At 38.4% G+C, this 23,164-nt stretch carries 18 protein-coding genes; 8 read left to right on the top strand and 10 right to left on the bottom strand.

All coding sequences use genetic code 11. The features are described from left to right. Positions 1-33: 33 nt before the first annotated feature. The 3 genes from ESV24_RS04490 to ESV24_RS04480 form a co-directional block, all read right to left on the bottom strand. Positions 34-3,630: a S8 family serine peptidase gene (locus tag ESV24_RS04490; RefSeq protein ID WP_111815461.1), complete on the bottom strand. Its 3,597-nt coding sequence runs from the start codon at positions 3,628-3,630 to the stop codon at positions 34-36. A gap of 195 nt (positions 3,631-3,825) precedes the next feature. After that, positions 3,826-4,335 (bottom strand): acyl-CoA thioesterase, encoded by a 510-nt coding sequence (locus ESV24_RS04485; RefSeq protein ID WP_111815460.1) that lies wholly within the window; start codon positions 4,333-4,335, stop codon positions 3,826-3,828. 106 nt (positions 4,336-4,441) lie between these two features. Then, complete coding sequence (locus ESV24_RS04480; protein ID WP_111815518.1) at positions 4,442-5,380, bottom strand: HU domain-containing protein; 939 nt, start codon at positions 5,378-5,380, stop codon at positions 4,442-4,444. Between the two features lie 111 nt (positions 5,381-5,491). On the opposite strand from ESV24_RS04480, the gene dprA reads away from it, so the two are divergent. Next, complete coding sequence (gene dprA, locus ESV24_RS04475; RefSeq protein WP_111815459.1) at positions 5,492-6,595, top strand: DNA-processing protein DprA; 1,104 nt, start codon at positions 5,492-5,494, stop codon at positions 6,593-6,595. Here dprA and trpS read toward each other — a convergent pair. After that, the gene (gene trpS / locus ESV24_RS04470) at positions 6,583-7,560 is read right to left on the bottom strand and encodes a tryptophan--tRNA ligase (protein ID WP_111815458.1); all 978 of its coding nucleotides are present in this window, start codon (positions 7,558-7,560) and stop codon (positions 6,583-6,585) included. The genes dprA and trpS overlap by 13 nt on opposite strands. Before the next feature lie 74 nt (positions 7,561-7,634). On the opposite strand from trpS, the gene ESV24_RS04465 reads away from it, so the two are divergent. After that, positions 7,635-8,375, top strand: a complete 741-nt coding sequence (locus ESV24_RS04465) for a lysophospholipid acyltransferase family protein (protein ID WP_111815457.1) — start codon at positions 7,635-7,637, stop codon at positions 8,373-8,375. Positions 8,376-8,464: 89 nt separating this feature from the next. On the opposite strand, the gene ESV24_RS04460 is transcribed toward ESV24_RS04465, so the two are convergent. From ESV24_RS04460 to ESV24_RS15255, 6 genes are all read right to left on the bottom strand, one after another. Then, positions 8,465-10,021, bottom strand: coding sequence for an outer membrane beta-barrel protein (locus ESV24_RS04460; protein WP_111815456.1), 1,557 nt, complete (start codon positions 10,019-10,021; stop codon positions 8,465-8,467). Between the two features lie 90 nt (positions 10,022-10,111). After that, complete coding sequence (locus ESV24_RS04455; RefSeq protein ID WP_111815455.1) at positions 10,112-10,651, bottom strand: RNA polymerase sigma factor; 540 nt, start codon at positions 10,649-10,651, stop codon at positions 10,112-10,114. A gap of 127 nt (positions 10,652-10,778) precedes the next feature. After that, complete coding sequence (gene recA / locus ESV24_RS04450) at positions 10,779-11,786, bottom strand: recombinase RecA (RefSeq protein WP_111815454.1); 1,008 nt, start codon at positions 11,784-11,786, stop codon at positions 10,779-10,781. A gap of 411 nt (positions 11,787-12,197) precedes the next feature. Continuing rightward, positions 12,198-12,917 (bottom strand): T9SS type A sorting domain-containing protein, encoded by a 720-nt coding sequence (locus ESV24_RS04445; protein ID WP_111815452.1) that lies wholly within the window; start codon positions 12,915-12,917, stop codon positions 12,198-12,200. Between the two features lie 18 nt (positions 12,918-12,935). Further along, positions 12,936-15,752 carry a S8 family serine peptidase gene (locus tag ESV24_RS04440; RefSeq protein WP_146951069.1) on the bottom strand — a complete coding sequence of 939 codons (2,817 nt, stop codon included), beginning with the start codon at positions 15,750-15,752 and terminating at the stop codon, positions 12,936-12,938. A gap of 8 nt (positions 15,753-15,760) precedes the next feature. Beyond that, positions 15,761-15,907 carry a hypothetical protein gene (locus tag ESV24_RS15255; RefSeq protein ID WP_170227862.1) on the bottom strand — a complete coding sequence of 49 codons (147 nt, stop codon included), beginning with the start codon at positions 15,905-15,907 and terminating at the stop codon, positions 15,761-15,763. 130 nt (positions 15,908-16,037) lie between these two features. Between ESV24_RS15255 and trhO the strand changes: the two genes are divergently transcribed. The 6 genes from trhO to ESV24_RS04410 all read left to right on the top strand — a co-directional run bounded on the left by trhO (position 16,038) and on the right by ESV24_RS04410 (position 22,790). Continuing rightward, on the top strand, positions 16,038-17,069 hold the full coding sequence (trhO, locus tag ESV24_RS04435; RefSeq protein ID WP_111815450.1) for an oxygen-dependent tRNA uridine(34) hydroxylase TrhO: 1,032 nt from the start codon (positions 16,038-16,040) through the stop codon (positions 17,067-17,069). 202 nt (positions 17,070-17,271) lie between these two features. Beyond that, complete coding sequence (locus ESV24_RS04430; RefSeq protein WP_111815449.1) at positions 17,272-18,534, top strand: PSP1 domain-containing protein; 1,263 nt, start codon at positions 17,272-17,274, stop codon at positions 18,532-18,534. Then, on the top strand, positions 18,527-19,012 hold the full coding sequence (locus ESV24_RS04425; RefSeq protein ID WP_111815517.1) for a gliding motility lipoprotein GldH: 486 nt from the start codon (positions 18,527-18,529) through the stop codon (positions 19,010-19,012). The genes ESV24_RS04430 and ESV24_RS04425 overlap by 8 nt, the downstream gene beginning before the upstream one ends. Positions 19,013-19,020: 8 nt before the next feature. Next, positions 19,021-21,333, top strand: a complete 2,313-nt coding sequence (locus ESV24_RS04420; protein ID WP_111815448.1) for a penicillin-binding protein 1A — start codon at positions 19,021-19,023, stop codon at positions 21,331-21,333. Between the two features lie 99 nt (positions 21,334-21,432). Then, positions 21,433-22,134 carry a CoA transferase subunit A gene (locus tag ESV24_RS04415; protein WP_111815447.1) on the top strand — a complete coding sequence of 234 codons (702 nt, stop codon included), beginning with the start codon at positions 21,433-21,435 and terminating at the stop codon, positions 22,132-22,134. After that, on the top strand, positions 22,134-22,790 hold the full coding sequence (locus ESV24_RS04410) for a CoA transferase subunit B (protein ID WP_111815446.1): 657 nt from the start codon (positions 22,134-22,136) through the stop codon (positions 22,788-22,790). The genes ESV24_RS04415 and ESV24_RS04410 overlap by 1 nt, the downstream gene beginning before the upstream one ends. The last annotated feature ends 374 nt before the right edge of the window (positions 22,791-23,164 follow it).

The following is a 23,164-nucleotide window of genomic DNA, read 5'->3' as shown; positions in this document are numbered from 1 at the left end:
TGGCTCCCTTTTTTAATATCAATTCAGAATAGATTATTGTACTACTAATTTTTTTGTGGCAATATTTTCTCCAGCTTTTATAGTAACAAAATAAACACCACTCGCATATCCGGAAACGTTGAGCACGCCTTGCGTTTTTCCAGCCATTTGTGCTTCTGAAATAGTTTGTAAACGTTGGCCCAAGCTATTGAACAGTGTAATAGAAATATCCCCCTGAACAATATTTTTCAGATTGATAAATACTTCGTTCGTGGCAGGGTTTGGATACATTCTAACATTGGCCAAATTTTCTTTAGCAATACTCAATACGCCGCTAACATTTATATTGTCTATAAAAGTACTATTTCCAAAACCGTTTATATTCACGAAACGGAACTGTACATTTTCTCCCGTATATGGAGTCAAATCAATAGTTTCTGTGCGCCAATCTGAAGCAGCTGTTGGTACCCAGTTTCCACTTTCATATCCTGGCAGCGTGGAAAGATCTAAACCATCTTTATAATAAATTTGGGTAAAGGTAGCTCCACAATCAATGGATACATCTACTCTAAAAGCATCAGAGAAACCAGTAGAAAATTGAGCCTTTGCCAAATCGAAATCTAGCTGTGCAGAATTGACTGTGGTAAGATCGAAATATTCGGTTTCAACTATGTCTTCTTCGCCGGGAGCATTGTAACCAAAGTTGTCTATGTAAGCAGTTACTGTTGATGAACCATCACTACCGGTTATATTGTTTCTTTCTACCCAAGTATCATCGGCATCAGGGTTTAAGATATTCCAACCAGCAGGAGGCATTCCATTTACATCAAAAGGTTCTTCAAAATCCAATGGTGTAGCATCTGTGGCAGCATAAAAGGTTAATGAGTCTGTATTGTTATTTTGATTTTCGTCACCCGGCAAATCAACCGAAACATCTAGCGTATATGTGCCTGAAGATGAAATAATCAATGGCTGGTTAAAATCAAAAATCACTTGTTGGCCAGACGTAAGCGTTCCCGAAAAAGTTTCAGTAACCTCTGGATCACTGTCCAGTTGATATGAAACATCAAAATTACTCTGAGGATCAACTCCAGAATTCATAATTATTACCGAAACAATTGCAGGTCCGGGATTACAAATCAAGTTGAAATCACTTGGTTCATTATTGCTTTCTATAGAAACGTCGTTGGTTAATGAGCAATTCAATAAACCTCCTGGATAAAATGTAGCAATACTTCTTCTGCTTTCCCATCCATCAGTGGCATTTTTCGCAACTGCCGCTGCCCATATTGGATCGGCTACATTTGTAATAGGTACAGTTATGGTCATAGTGCTAGAGGTTCCGACTACTTCCATATATTTTTCTCCTAGCAGATACAAGTCATAAGATTCTGCGCCAGTAACTGCACTCCAAGAGAACGTAGCCTCATCAGGACAAACTTGCGTAACCTGAACGTTGTTTACCAAAGGCGCAATAGAGAATGTTGAATCGCTAACATCTTGTGAAGCACCATTGGAAACGCGTATTAAAGCATCTCCAGTTACAGAATTTGGAATACTCCAAGCGTAGTTAGTTACAGTGTTGGCTACAGTAGCTATAGCATTCCAAGTACCGCCGTTGTTCGTTGAATACTCCAAAACAAAGTTTGATGAAGTGTTCACCGCATCCCAATGTAAGGATTCTGTTTCGCCGGGAACAAAGCTTTCACCCGCGTTTGGATAGGTAACAGTTACGTTATCTGAAATAATTTCATAAACCACAAAATATTCCTGTGGTCCCATAGGTACATTAAATCCATCAATGTTAATTGTATAGTTTCCAGCTGCTGGATTATTGATGAGTACTTGTTCCATATTATTTAAATGGTCAGGCCCATTTGTGGCAGGATTATTAAGAGTAGCTGGATTTGGGGTCTCATCTAGTACCCAAGGCAGGTAATTATTACTGGAAGGATCTGTTACAACAAGATCCAGATCATTAACCAATGCAGGATTAGCGCCTGGTGTTGCCGGAGCATCACTCCAATAAACCATAAAGCGAACTTGTTTGGTTCCGGATGGTACGTTGATAGTATGGTTGTTTGAGGCTCCTTGCGAAACATTACTAGATAGAAAGCGATCCTCTTCAATAAGTTTTGCAGCCCGAAGACCATTTACAATTCCCCATCCAAACTTAAAGTCTGGACCTATGTTGCCAGCTTCGCTTGCAGTATTAAGTAAGGTAGCTTTTATAAGCGCTGCGGGAGGTAAAACATTACCATGTGTTTCTGAATAGGCTTGATAAAGCTGTGCAGAAACACCAGCAATTCCTGGAGAAGCACCAGAAGTTCCTCCAAAAGACTGATAATTATTATTTTCATTTGTTGAAATTTGGTTTTGGCCATTGGCGGCAATATCAGGCTTTATTCTTCCGTCATGAGCTGGGCCTCGGCTACTGGAATTTACCAAAGAACCATCAAAAAATACATTTGCAGTTGCAATTACGTTTTTACCTTGCTTATGGCCTCCGGTAATATTTCCCCATTGATTTCCAGCTCCATAACCACAATTACTTCCGTTTGAGTTTCCTGCAGAAAAGGTATGCTGTAAATTAGGAAGAGATTGTGCCTGTGTATCTACCGTTTGTGTAATAGTAGTATAGCCAGCATTGCAACCATTACTGTATGAGGAATTGGTTATAACAACATCTCCACTGTTTATTAAAGAAACTGTAGGAGAATCTAAGAAAGAAGGCTGATAGTTTACAACATACAGTAAAGAACCAGCAGCCATTCCTCTGTTTGATGGATTCAAGTTTCCAGCTCCAGACATAATACCCGAAACACCATCGCCGTGGGACTGTCCGCTTCCGCTTGCTGCTGAGTTGTCTATTCTTCCCTGAAAATCAATATGTGGCCCTACAATACCATCATCACGGCACATTACTCCAATATTTAGTCCTGTGTAATTTCTGCCTGCCGAGGTTTGAGTATCCAAATTACTTGCACGGTGCAAACTTCTGCCGCGAGTATCGTCAGGAACAGAGGGTGCTACAATAAGTTCAACCCACTTCACGAAAGGAAGATTGGAAAGATCTTCCAAGCAGTTGTTAGGAATGGAAAGGTCTATATTATTAGATCCTTTATATTGTTGTTTAACAGCAATTTGCTTTTCAGCCAATTGTTGAATTACATACTCTGAAGAAACATTTTCATGGAATTGCAGTGTTACCAAAATATTATTTCCCTGCATAGCCCAATTTTCAAAAGGTGGATTTTTAAGGTCCTGTGAAAGTTTTGCACTTCCCGGAACGGGTATTATACTGCGTACACCTTGGTTTCTCAAAAAGCTCACAGATGTATTTGTCGGAAAATAAAAGAGATATGTTTTGTGCGGAATATATTCCAACAGCTCCAAATTATTTTGTTTGAACATATCCTGAACCTGTTGGTTTGGGGTTTCATAAAATTGAACCCAACCCACATATCCATTAGTCAGTCTAGCAGATTCCGGAAATTCGCTCCACTGAAAAGAAGCAATGTTTTCAGGCATTACAATGGTTTCACCCTGAAAGTTAATGTCATTTGAATTTTGGGCATAAGACATCGTAAACAAAAATGTCAGCGCCAAAAAACAAATACTTCGAAAAGAAAGAAATGTAGTTTTTTTCATGATTTTGAATAGGTTTGTAAATAGATTTTAAAAAATCCTCAATTAAAAAATATCTTAAATTTTTCAAGAAAGGATTCCAAATATATTTAATACCGCCTTTAAAGCAATCATGATTTTGCGAAAATATTACATTTTAACACAAAATAGTGTCGACAAAGACCAACTAAATCAACAGTTTATAAAAATTTGTGGATTTTATTGAAATAAAGCCTTTAATTCTGTAGCATCAGAAGGCTTCATTTTTCCGGCAAGAACAAGACTCAATTGTTTTCGTCGAAGCGCCGCCTCAAAACGCTTTTTTTCTAGATCGGTTTCGGGAACAAGCTCTGGAACACGAACTGGACTTCCCATTTCGTCCACCGCAACAAAAGTGTATATAGCTTCATTGGAAAGACTTCTTTCACCGCTCTCGCGGTCTTCAATAAAAACATCCATGTAGACTTCCATAGAACTGTTAAACGCTCTGGATACTTTCGCCTCAACTGTCACTACGCTTCCCAAAGGAATCATTTTGTTGAAAGCTACGTGGTTCACAGAAGCAGTAACCACAATCCTGCGGCTGTGGCGGCGCGCTGCAATACTCGCTGCCCTGTCCATTCTTGCCAAAAGCTCGCCCCCAAACATATTTCCTATTGGGTTGGTCTCGCTCGGCAAAACCATGTCTGTATATATAGTGAGTGACTGTATTGGCGTTTTTGATTGCATCTATGTTTTTTTTGCAAAGATACCTAAGAAAAGAAGAAAGAGTAAGCAAAAGTTAGTTGTATTTAAACAACCCACTGACTACTGAACCATATGTATTGACCACTGATTACTGAATCTCTTGAACCAAAAGCCAAGCGTCAGCATTTTCATTTCTTTGAATTTCGTAAAGCTTTTGTTGCGCCTCCACGCTATCGTCAAAACTTGCGTAGAGAACTTGGTGAAGTCCGTAACGATTAGCGTCCATTTTTAGAGGAGAGTAGCCTTTTTCGCGCAGTTGCTCAACTTTTCTGGATGCATTTTCTTCCATACGGTAAGCCCCTGCAACAATATGGTACATTCCCGTGTGTTTTGGAACCTGCAAACTGAGTACGGGCAGTGGACTTTCAATAACAAAAGTAGCCTCCTGAATTTGATTTTCGACAAGCGAATTAGCCTTTTGCCTTTCGGCGAAATTAAATTTTTGGACTTGACTTTCGTACAATTTTAAGCTTCCAAAACCTACTGCTGAAAGAGCAATAACCGCAATTGCAGCATATTTAAGGTATGGTTTTGCAGCTCTTCTCTCTGGGGTAAAATGTATTGGAGCTTTTTCCTCCAACGCTGTTACGGTTTCTTTATAAACTTCGCGACTTATTTTTGGTGAAACAAACGAAGAAAGCCCAAATGCCGAAGTACTAAAATTCTGTTGGTGCAAGGGTTCAAACTGAAGTAACTTTTCTTCGTTTAATGCAAATTCCCCTATATTTTTTAACGAAATGGTTTTCCCATCTGAAAGCTCCTTCGAAATTTCAGCAGTAAAATTTCTTATTTTTTGTAGAGCCGTTTCATAGCTACATTTTTCTGCCGAAGCTACGTAGTTGGCGAACAATCCATCATTGGCTTGTAATTGTTTGTTGAACGAAACAATTTTGGAAGGCGGATTAAAAGTATTTGAAGCGTCATCAATGTGCGCAGATTTATAACGCGTAAGAAACGCGCCAAAACCAGGAATAATAACACATTCGTATCGGTAAAGCAGGTCAGATATGTAGGTTGTAAGTTGCATATAAACAAAATTAGCCTTTTTTAGAGGCAATCCAATTTTTGTGTTGGTAATTTATTAACAACTTAAAAAATTGTATTTTTAAAGTTGCTCCCCGGTTTTAATTTCAAAATTATGCTTTCAAAAAATGAACTGCGTTATACGCTTGCATTGCAGCGAATTCCAAATCTGGGTGATATTTCAGCAAAAAAATTACTACGGAAAATGGGTTCTGCGGAAGCGATTTTTAAAGAGAAAACAAGTAGTCTTGCCAAAATTGATGGTATCGGTCTTCTGCGTTTAAGGGAGATAAATCTAAAACTACAACTGGAAGAAGCAGATGCCGAGTTAAACTTTATTGAAGAAAATAATATTGAATACAGCTATTTTCTAGATAAAACTTATCCTGAAAAACTAAAGCACTGTTTAGACGGCCCTATTCTTTTCTTCCAACGCGGAAATATAGATTTAGTTGGGAAGAAAATAATTAGCATTGTTGGCACCCGAAAAATTACTAGTTACGGCAATGCTTTTTGTCAAAATTTAATTGAAGAGATCGCTCCGCTAAACCCCGTGATTGTTTCAGGTTTAGCCTATGGTGTTGATATTTGCGCACACAAAGCTGCTATTGACAACAACCTGCAGAATATAGCGTGTTTGGCTCACGGTCTTAACCAAATTTATCCAAAAACCCATAAAAGATATGTTCAGGAAATTGAGGAAAATGGCGGATTAATCTCTGAGTTTTGGAGCAGCGATAATTTTGATAGAAATAATTTTTTAAAACGAAATCGAATTATCGCAGGTCTTTCCGAAGCAACCATTGTTATAGAATCTGCCGAAAAAGGCGGAAGTTTGGTAACTGCAGATATTGCAAATTCATACGATAGAGAAGTTTTTGCAGTTCCAGGAAGAGCTACAGACAGCCAAAGTCGCGGCTGCAATAATTTAATAAAACAACAAAAAGCACAGCTGCTCACTAGTGCTGCAGATATAATATATATGCTGGGCTGGGAACTGAACAAAAATCAAAAGCCAAAACAGACCCAACTTTTTGTAGAACTGGATGAAGAGGAAAAAGTTGTTTTTCGCTTTTTAAAGGAAAAAGAAAAAGAACTTTTAGATACTATCGCTTTGGAATGCAATATTCCCGCATACAAAGCCGCAAGCATCTTGATGAATATGGAATTGAAAGGTGTGGTACGCCCGTTGCCGGGTAAATTGTTTCAGTTAGCTTGATAACCCATTTTTTCGCGAACTCTTTTCAAAACACCATTCGCAATCTTTCGAGCCTTTTCGGCGCCAGTGGCCAATGCTGCATCTATTTCGGGAAGATTTTCCATAAAATATTTATAACGAGCACGTTCTTCACAAAATTTTTCGACTATCAATTCAAACAAAGCTTGTTTGGCATGGCCGTAGCCATAGTTTCCAGCTTCGTAGTTTTTTCGCATCTGCACCACTTCTTCCTTTGAAGCCAATAATTTATATATACCAAAAACATTGCAAGTATCAGGATCTTTTGGTTCTTCCATCGGCGTGCTATCTGTTTCAATGCCCATTACCTGCTTCCTAAGCTTTTTGTCATCCAAAAATATATTAATAAAATTCCCTTTGGATTTACTCATTTTGGTTCCGTCCGTCCCGGGAACGTACATGGTTTCCTCTTGCACTTTTCCAACGGGCATTACAAAGGTTTCACCCATTTGAGAATGAAAACGTGACGCAACATCGCGGGTTATTTCAATGTGCTGCATTTGGTCTTTCCCGACTGGTACAATTTCGGCATCGTACAATAATATATCAGCTGCCATGAGCATTGGATACGTAAAAAGGCCTGCATTCACATCTTCCAGCCTGTCCGCTTTGTCTTTAAAGGAATGTGCCAATGTTAATCTTTGGAACGGAAAAAAGCAGCTTAAATACCAAGAAAGTTCCGTAGTCTGCGGCACGTCACTTTGGCGATAAAAAACCACACGTTCTATATCCAACCCAAAAGCTAACCAAGTTGCAGCAGCGCTATAGGTGTTTTCCCGAAGCGTTACTGGATTTTTTATCTGTGTAAGTGAGTGCATATCCGCAATAAAAAGAAACGACTCGTTTTTGGGATCGTTTGCCATTTCAATAGCGGGAATGATTGCTCCCAAAAGGTTTCCTAGGTGCGGGGTATTTGTACTTTGTATTCCTGTGAGTATTCTGGACATGGTTCTGAAAAATTTCAGCAAAGGTACTTTTTTTGATTTATTTGCATCGTTCAAATCATTACTTTTGAAGCTTGATGAAACTTTTTAAACAAATCTTTGCAACGTTTTACCGCATTTGGTTCTATTTGATAATAGCTCTGGCTACCATCTTACTTTTTCCTTTTCTAATAATTAGCATTCTAAAACATTCTTGGTATCCATTTTTCTTTAAAGTTGCTCGTACTTGGTCTGCGTTTATAATTTTTGGTATAGGATGTTATCCCATAATAAAACGTGATGTTCAGTATAAAAAAGGAGAAAGTTATATGTTCGTCGCAAACCATACATCCATGGCAGATATTATGTTGATGTTCTATTCCACAAAAAATCCTTTTGTTTTTGTTGGAAAAAAGGAGTTGGCAAAGATTCCTTTGTTCGGTTCCATTTACAAACGCACTTGTATTTTGGTAGATCGTGGAAATACAAAAAGCCGCGTTGAAGCTTTTAGAAGGGCAGAAATACGGTTGAATGAAGGTTTGAGCGTTTGCATTTTTCCAGAAGGTGGGGTACCGGATGATCTTTCAATTTTATTGGATGAGTTTAAAGACGGAGCATTTCGGCTTTCCATTGAACATCAAATACCAATTGCGCCTATGACTTTTCACGATAACAAAAAACGTTTCCCATATTCATTTTTTATTGGTAGCCCAGGAAAGATGCGTGTGAAGGTTCACAAGTTAATTCCTACAGCGGGGCTTACTTTAGAAAAAAGAAAGGAATTGAAAAAAGAAACAAGAACTGTTATTTTAAATGAATTACTCCATCCTACAGTTTAGCGCATAAAAAAACCGTTCTATGGCGCAGAACGGTTTTCTCTCAATCATTTTGTTTGAAGTATATCAAACACATTCAACTAAAAACTAACCTAAAACCTGAAACTCAATCCACTGTAAACACCCAAATAATAAGGCTTAAAGTTTACAGATGAATCGGTATATGGGTTGAGCTGGTATTTAAACATTGGCTCAATATTAAACGTAAATTTTTTGGACAGTTTATAGTCCAGTCCCAGCCCGACGTTAGTTGAAAAACTTACACTGGAAAGATTGTTTGCCTCTCCCAGCACGGTACTAAAATTATCAGCCTTCACTGAAATTTCATTATTACCCAAAAACAGCGTGCTTAAACCTCCAATTACATTTACGCTAAATCTGCTGTTAATTACAGCATATTTGAGCTCAACGGGTACTTCGTAATAATTGATATTCTGAATAAGCTGGGCATTCCCTTGTGTAGATTTCGGGATTATTTCTCCAAAACCGTTTGATGGGGCAGCATTGGCAAAAGATCCTTGATCCACAGCCGTTACAACAATATTATTACTTCCATAATCAACAGATCGCAACGCAACAGCTACTGGGCCTGTACCTACCTCTATGCCCGAAGTACTATAACCTAAATCAACATTATTAACACCGGTACGTATGCTCAAACGGTTGCTAACCGTATAACTTACTTGCACTCCATAACTCATATTAACGTCTCCATCTTGCGGATTATCTGCAAATGTTGGATCTATTGAAGAACCATTGCCAAAACTGCTATAATAAACTGGAGCTACGTTTGGTGCTACCATCCAGCGATGTTCGGGAATTTGTTTTGTCTTTTTTTCGGAAATTGTTTCTTCATCTTTTTCAGCAATTGCATCAAAGATTGATTTTTTATTTTTTGGATCTTTGGCTATCTCTTCCTCAGTTTTTACTAAGCTTTCTTCGGAATTTTTCTTTTGGAGATTTTCGTTTGCGGCAACGCTTTCTTTTTTGTTTTCGAAAATAGCGCCGTACTTTTCAATAATGCTTTCGGTGGTTTTTTCTCTGTTTGCGTTAGAGTTGACCTTTTCAGAATTATTTTTTGAAGCGACTACCACTTCATTTAAATCATTTTTTGAAGCCTGCTTTTCAGGCAAATCAGACTTAGAGTTCCGGTTAATCTTTGATAAATTACTTTCAGAATTACTTGATGCAATTACAGTATTCCCGTCTTTTTTAGAGTTGTTTTTGAAAACTTTATTCGAAGATTTTGTTTCGTCTTTTTTCTCTGAAGTACTAGAAGCATCGGACTGCTCAGTCAATTCATCTTGACGCGTTTTATCTTCCGAGGCTACTTGCGATGCATTATCATGCTTTTCAATCCCAGATTCATTTTCTTGAAATTGCTTTTCCGTCTGTTCTATATTTTCATTGGTAATTTCTGGAGCAACTGTTTTATTTGAAGAATTGTAAAGTGAATTGCCAACAGTCAACAACAGTGCAATCAACGCAGCAACACCACCAAGTTTAATCCACAGCGGAATAACCTTGCGTTCTTTTTTATCCTTATTCAGCTCTGCCTGGATATTTTCCCAAACGCGCGGCGAAGGAGTGGCTTCAAAATTTTTGAAACCTTCGGTGAAAATGTTGTCTATGTTTTTCTTTTCTTTCATTCTTTTTCCTTTTATAAGGAAATTTTTTTTGTAAAACCTCTACCCGAAAGCAGAGGCTTACATTTTCAATCTAAACAATCATACAATGCTTTAAGTGTTATAATTTTTAGCATTATAGTCTTCAATCTTATTTTTCAAAATCATTCTGGCCCGTGCCAGGTTTGATTTAGACGTGCCATCGCTGATTCCTAACATTTCAGCTATCTCTTTGTGCTGATAGCCATCCATAACATACATACTGAAAACCAATCTGTATCTATCTGGCAGCTCCTGTACAATTTTCAGCAGAAAATCCAACGGGATTTCCTCGCTTTCAATTTCCACCTCGGCTTCATCTTCAATCTGCCCTTCATCAACAATTTCAAAGGTGCGTTGTTTTCTATATTTTTGAAGTACAGTGTTTACGGTAACACGTTTCATCCAACCTTCAAAAGAACCTTTGCCATGATACTGCTCCACTTTTTTAAAAATGGTTATAAAAGCATCCTGCAAATTATCTTCAGCCTCTGTATAATTGGGAGAATACCGAAGACATATAGCAAAAAGGACTCTGTTGTACTGTTTGTACAGTTCGCCCTGCGCCGTTGCATCTTGATTTTTGCATTGTTTTATGAGCTCGTCTAATGTCAAACGTAGTACCGTGAGTTATTGTTCCGTTGTAAATACCTCTTTATTTTAGAGGGCAACCGTAATAATCAAGGTTCCTACATTCTGTAGATACCAGTGTATCAAAAGGGTTGCGTGGTTCGCTGAAAAATTATTTGCTTATTGCCGCTATTGCGTCTTTAATTTTCTTTTCCAGTTCGTCCATTAATTCTGGATTGTCCAAAAGAAGTGCTTTTACGGCATCGCGACCCTGCCCAAGTTTGGTCTCGTCATAGCTGAACCATGAACCTGCTTTTTTGATGATTTCAAAATCAACGCCAAGGTCTATAATTTCACCAACTTTGGAGATTCCTTCGCCATACATAATGTCGAATTCCACTTGTTTGAAAGGTGGTGCCACTTTGTTCTTTACAACTTTTACGCGGGTTTTATTACCCATTGCGTTGCTGTTGGTATCTTTAATCTGTGTAGAGCGGCGAATGTCCAATCGCACGGAAGCGTAAAATTTTAAGGCGTTTCCACCCGTTGTAGTTTCCGGATTTCCGAACATTACACCTATTTTTTCACGTAACTGGTTAATAAATATTACCGTACATTTTGTTTTGCTGATGGACCCAGTAAGTTTTCTTAAAGCTTGGCTCATTAAACGTGCGTGAAGCCCCATTTTACTATCGCCCATTTCGCCTTCTATTTCGCTTTTTGGAGTCAAAGCCGCAACAGAATCAATAACAATAATATCTATAGCTCCACTTCTAATCAGATTATCTGTGATTTCCAAAGCTTGTTCCCCGTTATCTGGCTGCGAAATAATAAGGTTTTCAACATCAATCCCAAGTTTTTCAGCATAACCTCTATCAAAGGCATGTTCAGCATCGATAAAAGCTGCAATGCCTCCTTTTTTTTGTGCTTCTGCTATGGCGTGAAGCGTCAATGTGGTTTTACCAGAAGATTCTGGACCGTATATTTCAATAACTCTTCCGCGTGGATAACCGCCAACGCCGAGGGCTACATCTAAACCAAGTGAGCCTGTTGGGATTACTTCCACATCTTCAACAGCGCGATCGCCCATTTTCATTACCGTTCCCTTGCCGTATGTCTTGTCTAGTTTATCGAGAGTAAGCTTTAATGCTTTTAGTTTTGCTTCTTTTTCGGTGCTCATTTTCAGTGTGTTTTATGATGGAATTTTATTCCTCCTTCGCAAGAAAAATGCTTCGGAGGATGAAGATGCTAAGATACTATTTCTTTGTGCTTGAGGCAAAATTTAAATCTAAAGGGGGAAGGATTTTTGTTAACAAAAATGACGGCTTGAACCAGGACGGTTTGAAACACGACTTTTTGGAATACAATGTTTGATGCTCTATATTAAATTTGACAAAGTTGCGAAAAATAAAAGTGGCTGTCTAAAAAGTAGTTTTGTAGGTCAGTTCGAGCGCAGTCGAGAACTTAAAGTTTCTGACTTATAATTAGGTCTCGACTTTAGTTTATCCTGAGCGAAGCCGAAGTGCTCGACCAGACATACCGATTGATTTTACTTTTCAGACAGCCTCTTCATTATCTTTTATTATCGAATTTATTCTTTTATAAACTTTTTAATTGTTGAATTACCGTTTCCATCTTCAATATCCAAAAAATAAATACCGCTGGACAATTGGGAAACATCTAAAGAAACTCGTTTTTCAAACTCTAAGGTTTGCGTGCTTAATAGTTTGCCCTCTATATTAAAGATTTTTATTTTTAGATTGCCTGAGGTGTTTGTTGAAGTTAAGAATAGTTCGTTTTTTGTCGGGTTAGGGTGTATAGCAAAGTATAAATTTTGAAAATTTTCACTCGATAAAATTTGATCGCCGTAGATGGCTTTGTCGCCGTTGATATTTTCTAGTATTAATGTTTTTTCGTTGCCATTAATTACTATTGAATATAAAAATGGCTCAGAATAAGGATCTTGAGTGGTGGGATCGAAGAAAAAGCTTAAATAAATTCCTTCAAATGTTGTATTTTCTTGCAAATCACAAAATGCTAAAGTCAAAGCATAATCTTGAATCGTAAAGCTTTGATTGCCGTATATGAGTAGGCCAGAAAAACTATTGCAAACATTTGTCACAAAATCATCACTACTGTTTTCAAAAAAATCCAATGGTATAAATGGTACTTCAGAATTTGATGGCGGAATATAACTCTGTCCATTAATGATGACACTGTGCAAATACCAAGTGTTTTCAAATAATGACGGATCTTGGGCAAAACTTAGTGCGCTCATGTTGAGTAGAAGTATATATAGAATTGTTTTCATGATTATTGGTTTTAAGGTTTATTGTTTTGCAAGATTTTTAGAATCGACAATTTGTCCATCACAAACGAGCGCCACAGAATAGGTTCCAGAAGTATATGCTGAAATATTTAAATTAACACTCGTCTCATTTACGTCCAAGATATAATTGTTTGAAATACCCGTAACTGTACTTACCACCATTAAATATGCAGATGAAGCTTCATCTGCTGTATAATTTACAGTAACTTGGCTCGTGGCAGGATTTGGGATTAAACTTTCCAATTTGTAAGGGTTTACGGTCACTTCCACATCGTCATAATCTTTATAACCATCTGTATCTGTGATAATTTCCAGACGGTATCTTTGGGTAACATTTGGAGATACCGTTAAGTCGGGACCAGTGAAAATTAAATTTCCAGCTGGGTCATACCAATTGTATACTGCTGCTTCGTTTATTTGAGTGGCACTTATGGTTACACTTTCACTTCTGTCAATGGTTTCGTCACTACCAGCATCTGCGTCAAAAACTGATCTGGGTTTTTTATTGATTACAAAGGTTTCACCACCAATAATTTCATTGGTTACTGCATCACGTAGCATTACATAAAAGCTATATTTGGTTTTATTTGTAAGTTCCTTAGCCAAAAAGTTAAAACTTACAGTTAGGGTGCCAATTTCATTAGCGTTAAAGAGTATATTGTTTAGCCCTGCATTATTATCAGAAATTATTTTGCGCTGCGGGATATATGTGGTTTCAACGTGTGTTGTACTTTGCCCACCACTTTGCCATGCGTTATAAAGTATGTTATCCAGTGCTACACTTACTTCGGCTTCTTCATAAATTGCTTTTCCAATTTCAGCATCATCTTTTTTGAATTCTAACTTGAAGGTGTGTGCGTTGTCATAGGGATTCCCTACGGCAACAACAGCACTAATCTCTGAGGGGGTGTCTGGCATAACATCGATTACTGTGGTGTTTTTCCATACAATATTATTGTTGTTCTTTACATTATTCGTAATAATTATACCCTCTGGATAGGTCATTGGGTCGTCCAGAGATTCTATACGTGCCAGTAAACAGAAATGCCACGGATTGCCATTGTTTATATTTATGTAATCCTGTGGATTGGGAACGGGCCATTGAAATTCAAGGATTTTACTTTCGCCAGGACCCAATACAGGGATACTTAGCGTTCCCACTTCATCACCCATCAATATATCAGCACCAGTAACGGGATCTTCAATATATAGACTGCCATCCCAATTTTCGGGCCAGTATAGCGTGGTGTTTGCTTTTGCCCAGTATAATTTAAGATTATCATTGCCAGTAGAGGTTTGACAGCTATTGTTAGTTACCCTAACATAGACGTAATTTGGATTGGAGGGATCATATTTTGGATTTTGATGAAATCGTACTTCGCGACCATCGTTTTCATTACGAACCCATATATCATCACTTTGCCAAAGTATTTCGGTAACGGTGTCCGGTTCCACAAAATCATCCACATCAGAGTTTTGCATTGCAAGGTCCAAACCTGGGGTTGGATTCAGCATACACTGTGCTGTTTTGACTGCTCTATAAGCGTTGAGCCTTCCTGTTCCATAGAGATTTATATAAGGACCATTTTCTGGAATAAAATAAATGTCATCAGTGGTATTTTTCAAAATATCTCTTACTTGATTTGGAGTTAAATTTGGATTAACATTTAACATCAAAGCAACTGTACCTACAACAATTGGCGAGGCATAAGATGTTCCATAGCCAAACCCATATCCATCAGAATCATTATTTGCAGCCATTACATGATGCGCTGGCGCACATAAATCTACTTTATCATTATAGGTCAATGTGGAATAAGGAATGCTAATATCTCGTTGTGCCAAATCCTCCCAACTCACACCAAATCCATATTGAAAATCTTCGGTGCCTCGTGGAACCAAATGATTTACACCTGATACTGCGATAACATTTCCATATGCGGCTGGATAAACATAACCATTTGCTCCACCATTAGTGTCAGGACAATATCCCCCATTATTAGCCGCTTTTGCGACCTCTCCATTTCCTGCGGCAGCTACAACTACAACTGGGGGGTGTAATGGAGTGCCATTCCATATTTCTTCAAAAACCTCTGCTGCAAAAACACTAAAAGTACATCCGAATTTTAAGCTAATATTTATAACCCTAACACCTGGTTGTTGTGATAGCAGCAATGCTCCATTATGTCCTCCACCACTTTTAACAGCTAATTTGGTTTTAAAACCAATACTTGAAAGCCCGACATTATTATCTGTCTGCCCACCAATTACGCTAGATACCCCTGTACCATGAGCTGCTGGATTATTGCCAAGAACCATAACAATTTCATTAATTAAATCTTCATGATTAAGATAAAAACCATTATCCAAAACACCAGCAAAAATACCCGTACTTCCATGTGTTAAATTCCACGCAAAGGGAGCCTTTATTATATCCAAAGCTGTGTTAGGTGTTCCTCGGTCTATATAATTAAAATCATTTGGGATAAAAAGTTCAATATTCTCTTCCTCTACAAGTTCAACAAGTTCTATCTCATTTCGTTGAAAAAAATCATTTAAATAGCTAGCATCTTCTAATGTTATTCTATAAGTTCGTTTTAATAATGGAGAATAAGCAGTAGGAAAAGCTTTTTGAATACTATAAACGGGAATGCTATTTAAAAAACCTTCCAAATTATTATCGCTTAAATCTACAGTTAATGTTTGATCTGGATTAATTGTTATTTGTAAAGGCTCTAGAGAATAATTTGGCTTTGCTAAGACATAGTAGTCCTGTCTATTCTGCGCAGTAAGAAAAAGTGAAGAAAAAGCGACCATTAAACAGATTAAGATTCTGTGGGCGTGTGGGCGTGTGGGCGTGTGGGCGTGTGGGCGTGTGGGCGTGTGGGCGTGTGGGCGTGTGGGCGTGTGGGCGTGTGGGCGTGTGGGCGTGAATTTTCATAATTTAAACGATTAAAGTGAGTTGATTTCATAAAATTACGTTAAAACATCAATAAATCCAAGATAAAAACATCTTTTTATAATCAGCCAATTTATTCTTTCTATACTTATTATATTTGTTCTATCAAAAAATCAATTCTTTTTACCTAAAAAAAGTATAGCATGCAACTGTACAATAAATTAAGTGCAAAGGAAAGGGAAACACTTTTGGAACAGGCCGGCGAGGAACGGCTTACCCTTTCTTTTTATCAATATGCCAAAATTGGCAATCCGTATCTTTTCAGAAACCACCTTTTTGTTACCTGGCACGAGCAGGATGTTCTGGGCCGTATATACGTTGCCCACGAAGGTATTAATGCCCAGCTTTCCGTTCCGGCAAAACGTTTTAAGGAGTTCAAGGAATTTTTGGACGGAATTTATTTTCTGAAAGATGTGCGTTTAAACATTGCCATTGAGCAGGATTTAAAATCCTTTCTAAAACTAAAAGTGAAAGTGCGCGATAAAATTGTTGCCGATGGTTTGAATGACGAAACCTTCGATGTTACAAACAAAGGAATTCACGTGGATGCTTTAAAATTCAACGAACTTATTGAAGACCCGAATGTGGTTTTGGTAGATATGAGAAACCATTACGAAAGCGAAATAGGACATTTTAAAAACGCTGTTACGCCAGATGTTGATACGTTTCGCGATTCACTGGATATTATTGAAGCCGATTTAAAAGATCATAAAGAAGACAAAAAACTGGTAATGTATTGTACGGGCGGAATTCGTTGCGAAAAAGCCAGCGCTTATTACAAACACAAAGGTTTTAAAAATGTATTTCAACTGGAAGGCGGGATTATTGAATACGCACGCCAAGTTGAAAACCAAGGTTTGGAAAATAAATTTATCGGAAAAAATTTCGTTTTCGATCATCGTCGAGGTGAGCGAATTACCGAAGACGTTATTAGCCATTGCCACCAATGCGGCGAAGCTTGCGACGAGCATACAAACTGCGCAAACGAAGCTTGCCACTTGCTTTTTATTCAGTGTAAAAAGTGTGCGATAGCAATGGAAAGTTGTTGTTCTGAAGAATGTGTGGCAATAATTCAATTACCCGAAGAGGAACAAAAAAGACTCCGCCAGGGCATCCCGAATAGCAACAAAATTTTTAAGAAAGGAAGATCGGAGAAGTTGAAGTTCAAAAAGTGAGACGGAAGACAGATGACGGATGCGATTATGCCATGCTTCAAAACGTCCTGTTTCCTTTTAGTCTTGGTTCCAATCGTCCTGTTTCAAAAATCTAAAATCGTCAATCTAAAATCGAAAATTTTATTGGTATCTTTACTGATTAAATTATTTGTTTAATTTTCGTCCCTTTTCAATAGGAAAAAGGGCTTTATATATAAAAAATATGGGCTGTACCAGCTGTGCCACGGGCGCCAACGGACAGCCAAAGGGATGCAAGAACAATGGTACTTGCGGAACCGATGGCTGTAATAAACTGACGGTGTTCGACTGGCTTTCAAATATGCAACTTCCCGCTAACATGGAACCTTTCAATGCGGCCGAAGTGCGTTTTAAAAACGGAAGAAAAGAATTCTTCCAAAACCCTGAAAATCTTACTTTAAGCATGGGCGATGTTATTGCCACAGAAGCTTCGCCGGGTCACGATATTGGAATCATAACTTTAACTGGCGAACTTGTTCGCGTGCAAATGAAGAAGAAGAAAATTCCGCTTAAAGTTGAAGCGCTTCCTAAAATTTACCGAAAAGCCACTCAAAAAGATATTGATATTTGGCAAGGCGTTCGCGATAAAGAAGCCGATGTTCAAAAACGTTCGAGACAAATTGCAATTCGCCTAGGACTTCAAATGAAGATTAGCGATGTAGAATTTCAGGGCGATGCTTCAAAAGTTATATTTTATTACACCGCCGAAGAGCGCGTAGATTTCCGAGAATTAATCAAGGAATTTGCACGTACTTTCAACACCCGAATTGAAATGAAACAAGTTGGTTTCCGTCAGGAGGCAGCACGTTTGGGCGGAATTGGAAGCTGCGGCCGAGAGCTTTGTTGCTCTACTTGGTTGACGGATTTCCGTTCGGTGAATACTTCCGCAGCGCGCTATCAGCAACTTTCCTTAAATCCGCAAAAACTTGCTGGGCAATGTGGAAAGTTGAAATGCTGCTTGAATTATGAATTGGATACTTATTTGGAAGCGTTGGATTCTTTCCCAAATACCGAAACAAGGCTTCAAACTGAAAAAGGAAATGCAAGCTGCCAAAAGATTGATATTTTTAAAGGTTTGCTTTGGTACGCTTACGAAAAAGAGTTTATGAATTGGCACGAACTTACAGCCGAAAAAGCCAATGAAATAATAGAACTCAACAAAAATGGGAAAAAACCGATGGCGCTGGAAGAATTTACAATTGAAACCCCGAAGCCTGAGAAAGAACCTTTCAGCAATGTGGTGGGGCAGGATAGTTTAACGCGCTTTGACCAACCGAAACAAAAAGGAAAAAAACGCCGAAATAAAAGCCGTAACAAAAATCGTGGAAAAGCAGAAGCCACTGCTGGAAATGTTCCCAAAAATAACCCAAGAAATAATGCGTCAAAAAATTCGGGAAATGTGCCGAATAGTAAAAATAGAAATCCCAAGCCAAAAAGAAATGAATAGGTTATTGGTGCTTTTTTTGACTGCTATTTCTCTGGTCTCTTGCGAGTCCAACACGCCTTTTAGTGAAACACGCGCAATGGATGGATTTTGGGGCGCTGATGAAGTGGTGGAATTTAAACTTCCGCAATTGGATTCACTTAAAAATTACAATCTTTTTTTAAATATTAGAAACACCAACGAATACAAATTCAACAATATATTTTTAGTAGTCTCCATGAATTTTCCACACGGAAAAACCGTTACCGACACGCTTGAATACAGAATGGCAAATCCTGATGGCTCTTGGATGGGCCAGGGAATTGGCGATGTAAAAGAAAACAAATTGTGGTACAAAGAACAAGTACAGTTTTTTGAGGAAGGAAATTATACCATAGACATAGCCCAAGCAATGCGCAATAATGGCGATGTGGAAGGCGTTACAAAACTCGAAGGCATTACAGATGTTGGTTTCAGTATTGAAGAAGCCTTCAAACAGTAAAATTTAATATGGCAACAAAAAAAGCAGCTCCTAAAAAGAAGAAACAAAATGATGCGGGTAATCACATCAAAACGTTTTGGAAGATTTTCGCAGGTTTCATACTTGTGGTTATTTTGTTTTTCTTACTTGCATCTTGGGGTGTTTTTGGAAGTCTCCCAGATGAAACCAGCTTGGAGAATCCAGAAAAGAATCTAGCTACCGAAATTGTTTCTTCCGATGGAAAAACTATTGGAAAATTTTATAAAGAAAACAGAACGCCCGTTCCATTTGACACTTTACCCGATCATTTAGTAAATGCTTTAATAGCTACTGAAGATGTGCGTTTTTACGACCATTCTGGCATTGACGGCAAAGGAACAGTGCGCGCCATTGCATTCTTGGGCACAAGAGGGGGCGCAAGTACCATCAGCCAACAATTGGCAAAACTATTTTTTACAGACCAAAGAGCTGCGAATAAAGTGGAAAGAGTTCTTCAAAAAGTAAAGGAATGGATTATTGCCACACGTTTGGAACGTCGCTATACAAAAGAGGAGATTATTACAATGTACTTTAACGAGTACGATTTTCTAAACCAAGCCGTAGGCATCGAGAGTGCTGCAAACATTTATTTTGACAAACCACCTTCGCAATTAACAACTGCTGAAGCTGCAATGCTGGTGGGAATGTTTAAAAATTCCTCACTTTTTAACCCAAACCGGAGGCCGGAAATGGTCCGCGAGCGCAGGAACGTGGTTTTGGCGCAAATGGAAAAGTACGATTACATTTCAGAAAAAGTTATGGATTCGCTGCAAGCACTTCCGTTAAACTTAAAATTTACACCACAGGGTCACGATGAAGGTAGCGCAACTTACTTTCGGGAATATGCTCGTCAATTTATGGAAGATTGGATAAAGGAACATCCCAAACCAGATGGCAGCAATTACAATATTTATCAGGATGGGTTAAAGGTTTTTGTAACTATAGATAGTAAAATGCAAGAGTACGCTGAACAGGCTGTTAAAAAGCATATGGCACAATTGCAAGTAGCATTTGACGAACAAAACAAGAATAACAAGACCGCACCTTTCCGTGATATTACAGAAGAGGAAACTGAAGGCATTTTAAATTCCGCAATGCGGAAAAGTGACCGTTGGCGTGAAATGAAAAAGCAAGGAAAAGAAGAAGAAGAAATAATAAAAAGCTTTAAAAAGAAAGTGCCAATGCGGGTATTTTCTTGGAAAGGAGATATTGATACCGTGATGACACCTTTAGATTCCATCCGTTATCACAAATCATTTTTACAAGCTGCAATGATGTCCATGACCCCACAAACCGGTGAAGTAAAAGCTTGGGTGGGAGGCATTGACTACAAACATTATAAATATGACATGGTGAAAAAAGGAAGACGCCAAATAGGCTCCACCTTTAAGCCTTTTGTTTATGCCACGGCAATAGATCAAATGCACATGTCTCCGTGCGATACCTTGCCCAACACCATGTACACTATACCAGCTGGCAAACACCATTTATTAAAACCTTGGGCTCCAAAAAATGCAGGCGGAAGTTATGGTGGAATGGTCACGCTTAAATATGCACTGGCAAATTCTATTAACACAATTACCGCAAGACTTATTGACCGGGTGGGTCCAGAACCTGTTATCGATTTAGTTGCGAAAATGGGTGTTGATACAGAAAATATGCCCGCCGTACCCTCCATAGCATTAGGAACACCAGATGTTTCCGTTTATGAAATGGTGGGTGCATATAGCACCTTTGCAAATGAAGGCGTTTATGTAGAACCTATTTTAATTCAACGAATAGAAGATAAAAATGGAACGGTGCTTTATCAAAACGTGCCCAAAACAAAAGACGTTATTAGCAATGAAACTGCCTACGTAACGGTTAGCTTAATGGAGGGCGTTACCCAATCGGGTTCGGGTAGCCGTTTGCGCGGAACGGGTCGTGAAGGCTCCGCAGTTTATAAAAATGCTGTAACGGGATATCCGTATAATTTCACAAATCCCATAGCCGGTAAAACGGGAACTACACAAAACAACAGTGACGGCTGGTTTATGGGTATGGTTCCTAATTTGGTTACAGGCGTTTGGGTAGGCGGTGATGATCGCGCAACACACTTCCGCTCCACCGCTTACGGACAGGGCGCTACAATGGCACTGCCTATATGGGGAATGTATATGAAAAGTTGTTATGAAGATGAAGATTTGGGTGTTTCCACTGGAAACTTCAAACGTCCCGAAAATCTGTCCATTGAAACCGATTGTTCCAAATGGCGCGAAGGAGACCCTGATATTGAGGAAATCTCGGATGAGTTTGATTTTTGATGAAAACTTCCATTAGTAAATACAAACCTCACAAGTTTTTCAACACCTGTGAGGTTTTTTTATAGGTTGAAATTTCGTAATTTTCAGAAAATTTAAAAAATGATAAAAAAGACAGTTGCAAACGTTCGCGAGGCCTGTGAGGGTATTGCAGACGGAATGACTTTTATGCTCGGTGGCTTCGGTCTCTGCGGCATCCCGGAAAATATTATTTCAGAATTGGTTCGCAGAAATATTCAAGATATCACTTGTATTTCAAATAATGCTGGTGTTGATGATTTTGGTCTTGGTCTCCTTCTGAAAAAGCATCAAATAAAAAAAATGATTTCATCCTATGTAGGAGAAAATGCAGAATTTGAACGTCAAATGTTAAGTGGCGAAATGGAGGTTGAACTGATTCCGCAGGGAACATTGGCGCAACGTTGCGAAGCAGCCAGAAGCGGAATTCCAGCATTTTTCACACCAGCCGGGTATGGAACTGAGGTGGCAGAAGGAAAGGAAACCCGCGATTTCAAAGGTAAAATGCATGTAATGGAAAAAGCTTTTGAAGCAGATTTCTCTTTTATAAAAGCGTGGAAAGGCGACGAAGCTGGAAACCTCATCTTTAAAGGAACCGCCAGAAACTTCAACCCAGTAATGTGTGGAGCCGGAAAAATCACGGTTGCTGAAGTAGAAGAATTAGTTCCCGCTGGAGAGCTAGACCCGAACCAAATTCATATTCCTGGAATTTTTGTTCAACGAATATTTCAGGGTGAAAAATATGAAAAACGTATTGAGCAATTAACAGTTAGAAAAAGAAACTAATGGCTTTAACTAAAGAACAAATAGCAAAACGGATTGCAAAAGAAGTAAAAGATGGCTACTACGTTAACTTGGGAATTGGGATACCAACTTTGGTAGCCAACTTTGTGCGAGATGATATAAGCGTTGAATTTCAGAGTGAAAACGGAATTCTCGGCATGGGTCCTTTTCCTTTTGAAGGCGAAGAAGATCCAGATTTGATCAATGCTGGAAAGCAAACAATCACTGCACTGCCCGGCGCATCTTTTTTTGACTCGGCGATGAGTTTTGGGATGATACGTGGCCAGCACGTTGATCTCACAATCCTCGGCGCGATGGAAGTTTCTCAAAACGGAGACATCGCCAATTGGAAAATCCCCGGAAAAATGGTCAAAGGAATGGGCGGCGCTATGGACTTGGTTGCTTCCGCAGAAAACATTATTGTGGCAATGATGCATACCAACCGTGAGGGTGAGTCTAAGCTATTAAAGGAATGTAGCTTGCCACTTACGGGTGTAAAATGCGTAAAAAAAATAGTTACCAACCTTGCCGTTCTCGAAATAACTGATGGAAAATTTCACCTCCTTGAACGAGCACCGGGAGTTTCTGTTGAAGAAATTATAAAAGCTACAGAGGGAGATTTAATTGTAAACGGTGAGATTATAGAGATGAAGTTTTAAGAAAAAAACCAATTTTATATTTTAAAAACCATGATTTTCATGGTTTTTTTATGTTAAAAAATGACGAAAAAGAGCTTAAATGTTAAAATTTAGTGTATTTCATCGAATTTATGTGTCTTTTATCGTTTTATATGAAAAATGTGTTGATATTAGCAGTCCCAAATCTTACCAACTTAACCTCATATGGAAAAAGTAATTAGATCTTTTAAAAGCACTAAAGAATTGTTGCTAAACGTGCTTTTCATTTTTAAGAAAGTGTTTTTATTGATCTAATCTTTTTTTGTGGTTGTTTATGCCCCAAATCTGTCATAAACACAGATAATTTATTAACCCGTTCTTCGTGAGGTTGGAACGGGTTTTTTTTATTGCCTCTT

It is taken from the genome of Aequorivita lipolytica, assembly GCF_007997135.1.
GTDB classification, from domain to species: Bacteria; Bacteroidota; Bacteroidia; order Flavobacteriales; family Flavobacteriaceae; genus Aequorivita; species Aequorivita lipolytica.
This window is presented reverse-complemented; position numbering and strand designations above follow the sequence as displayed.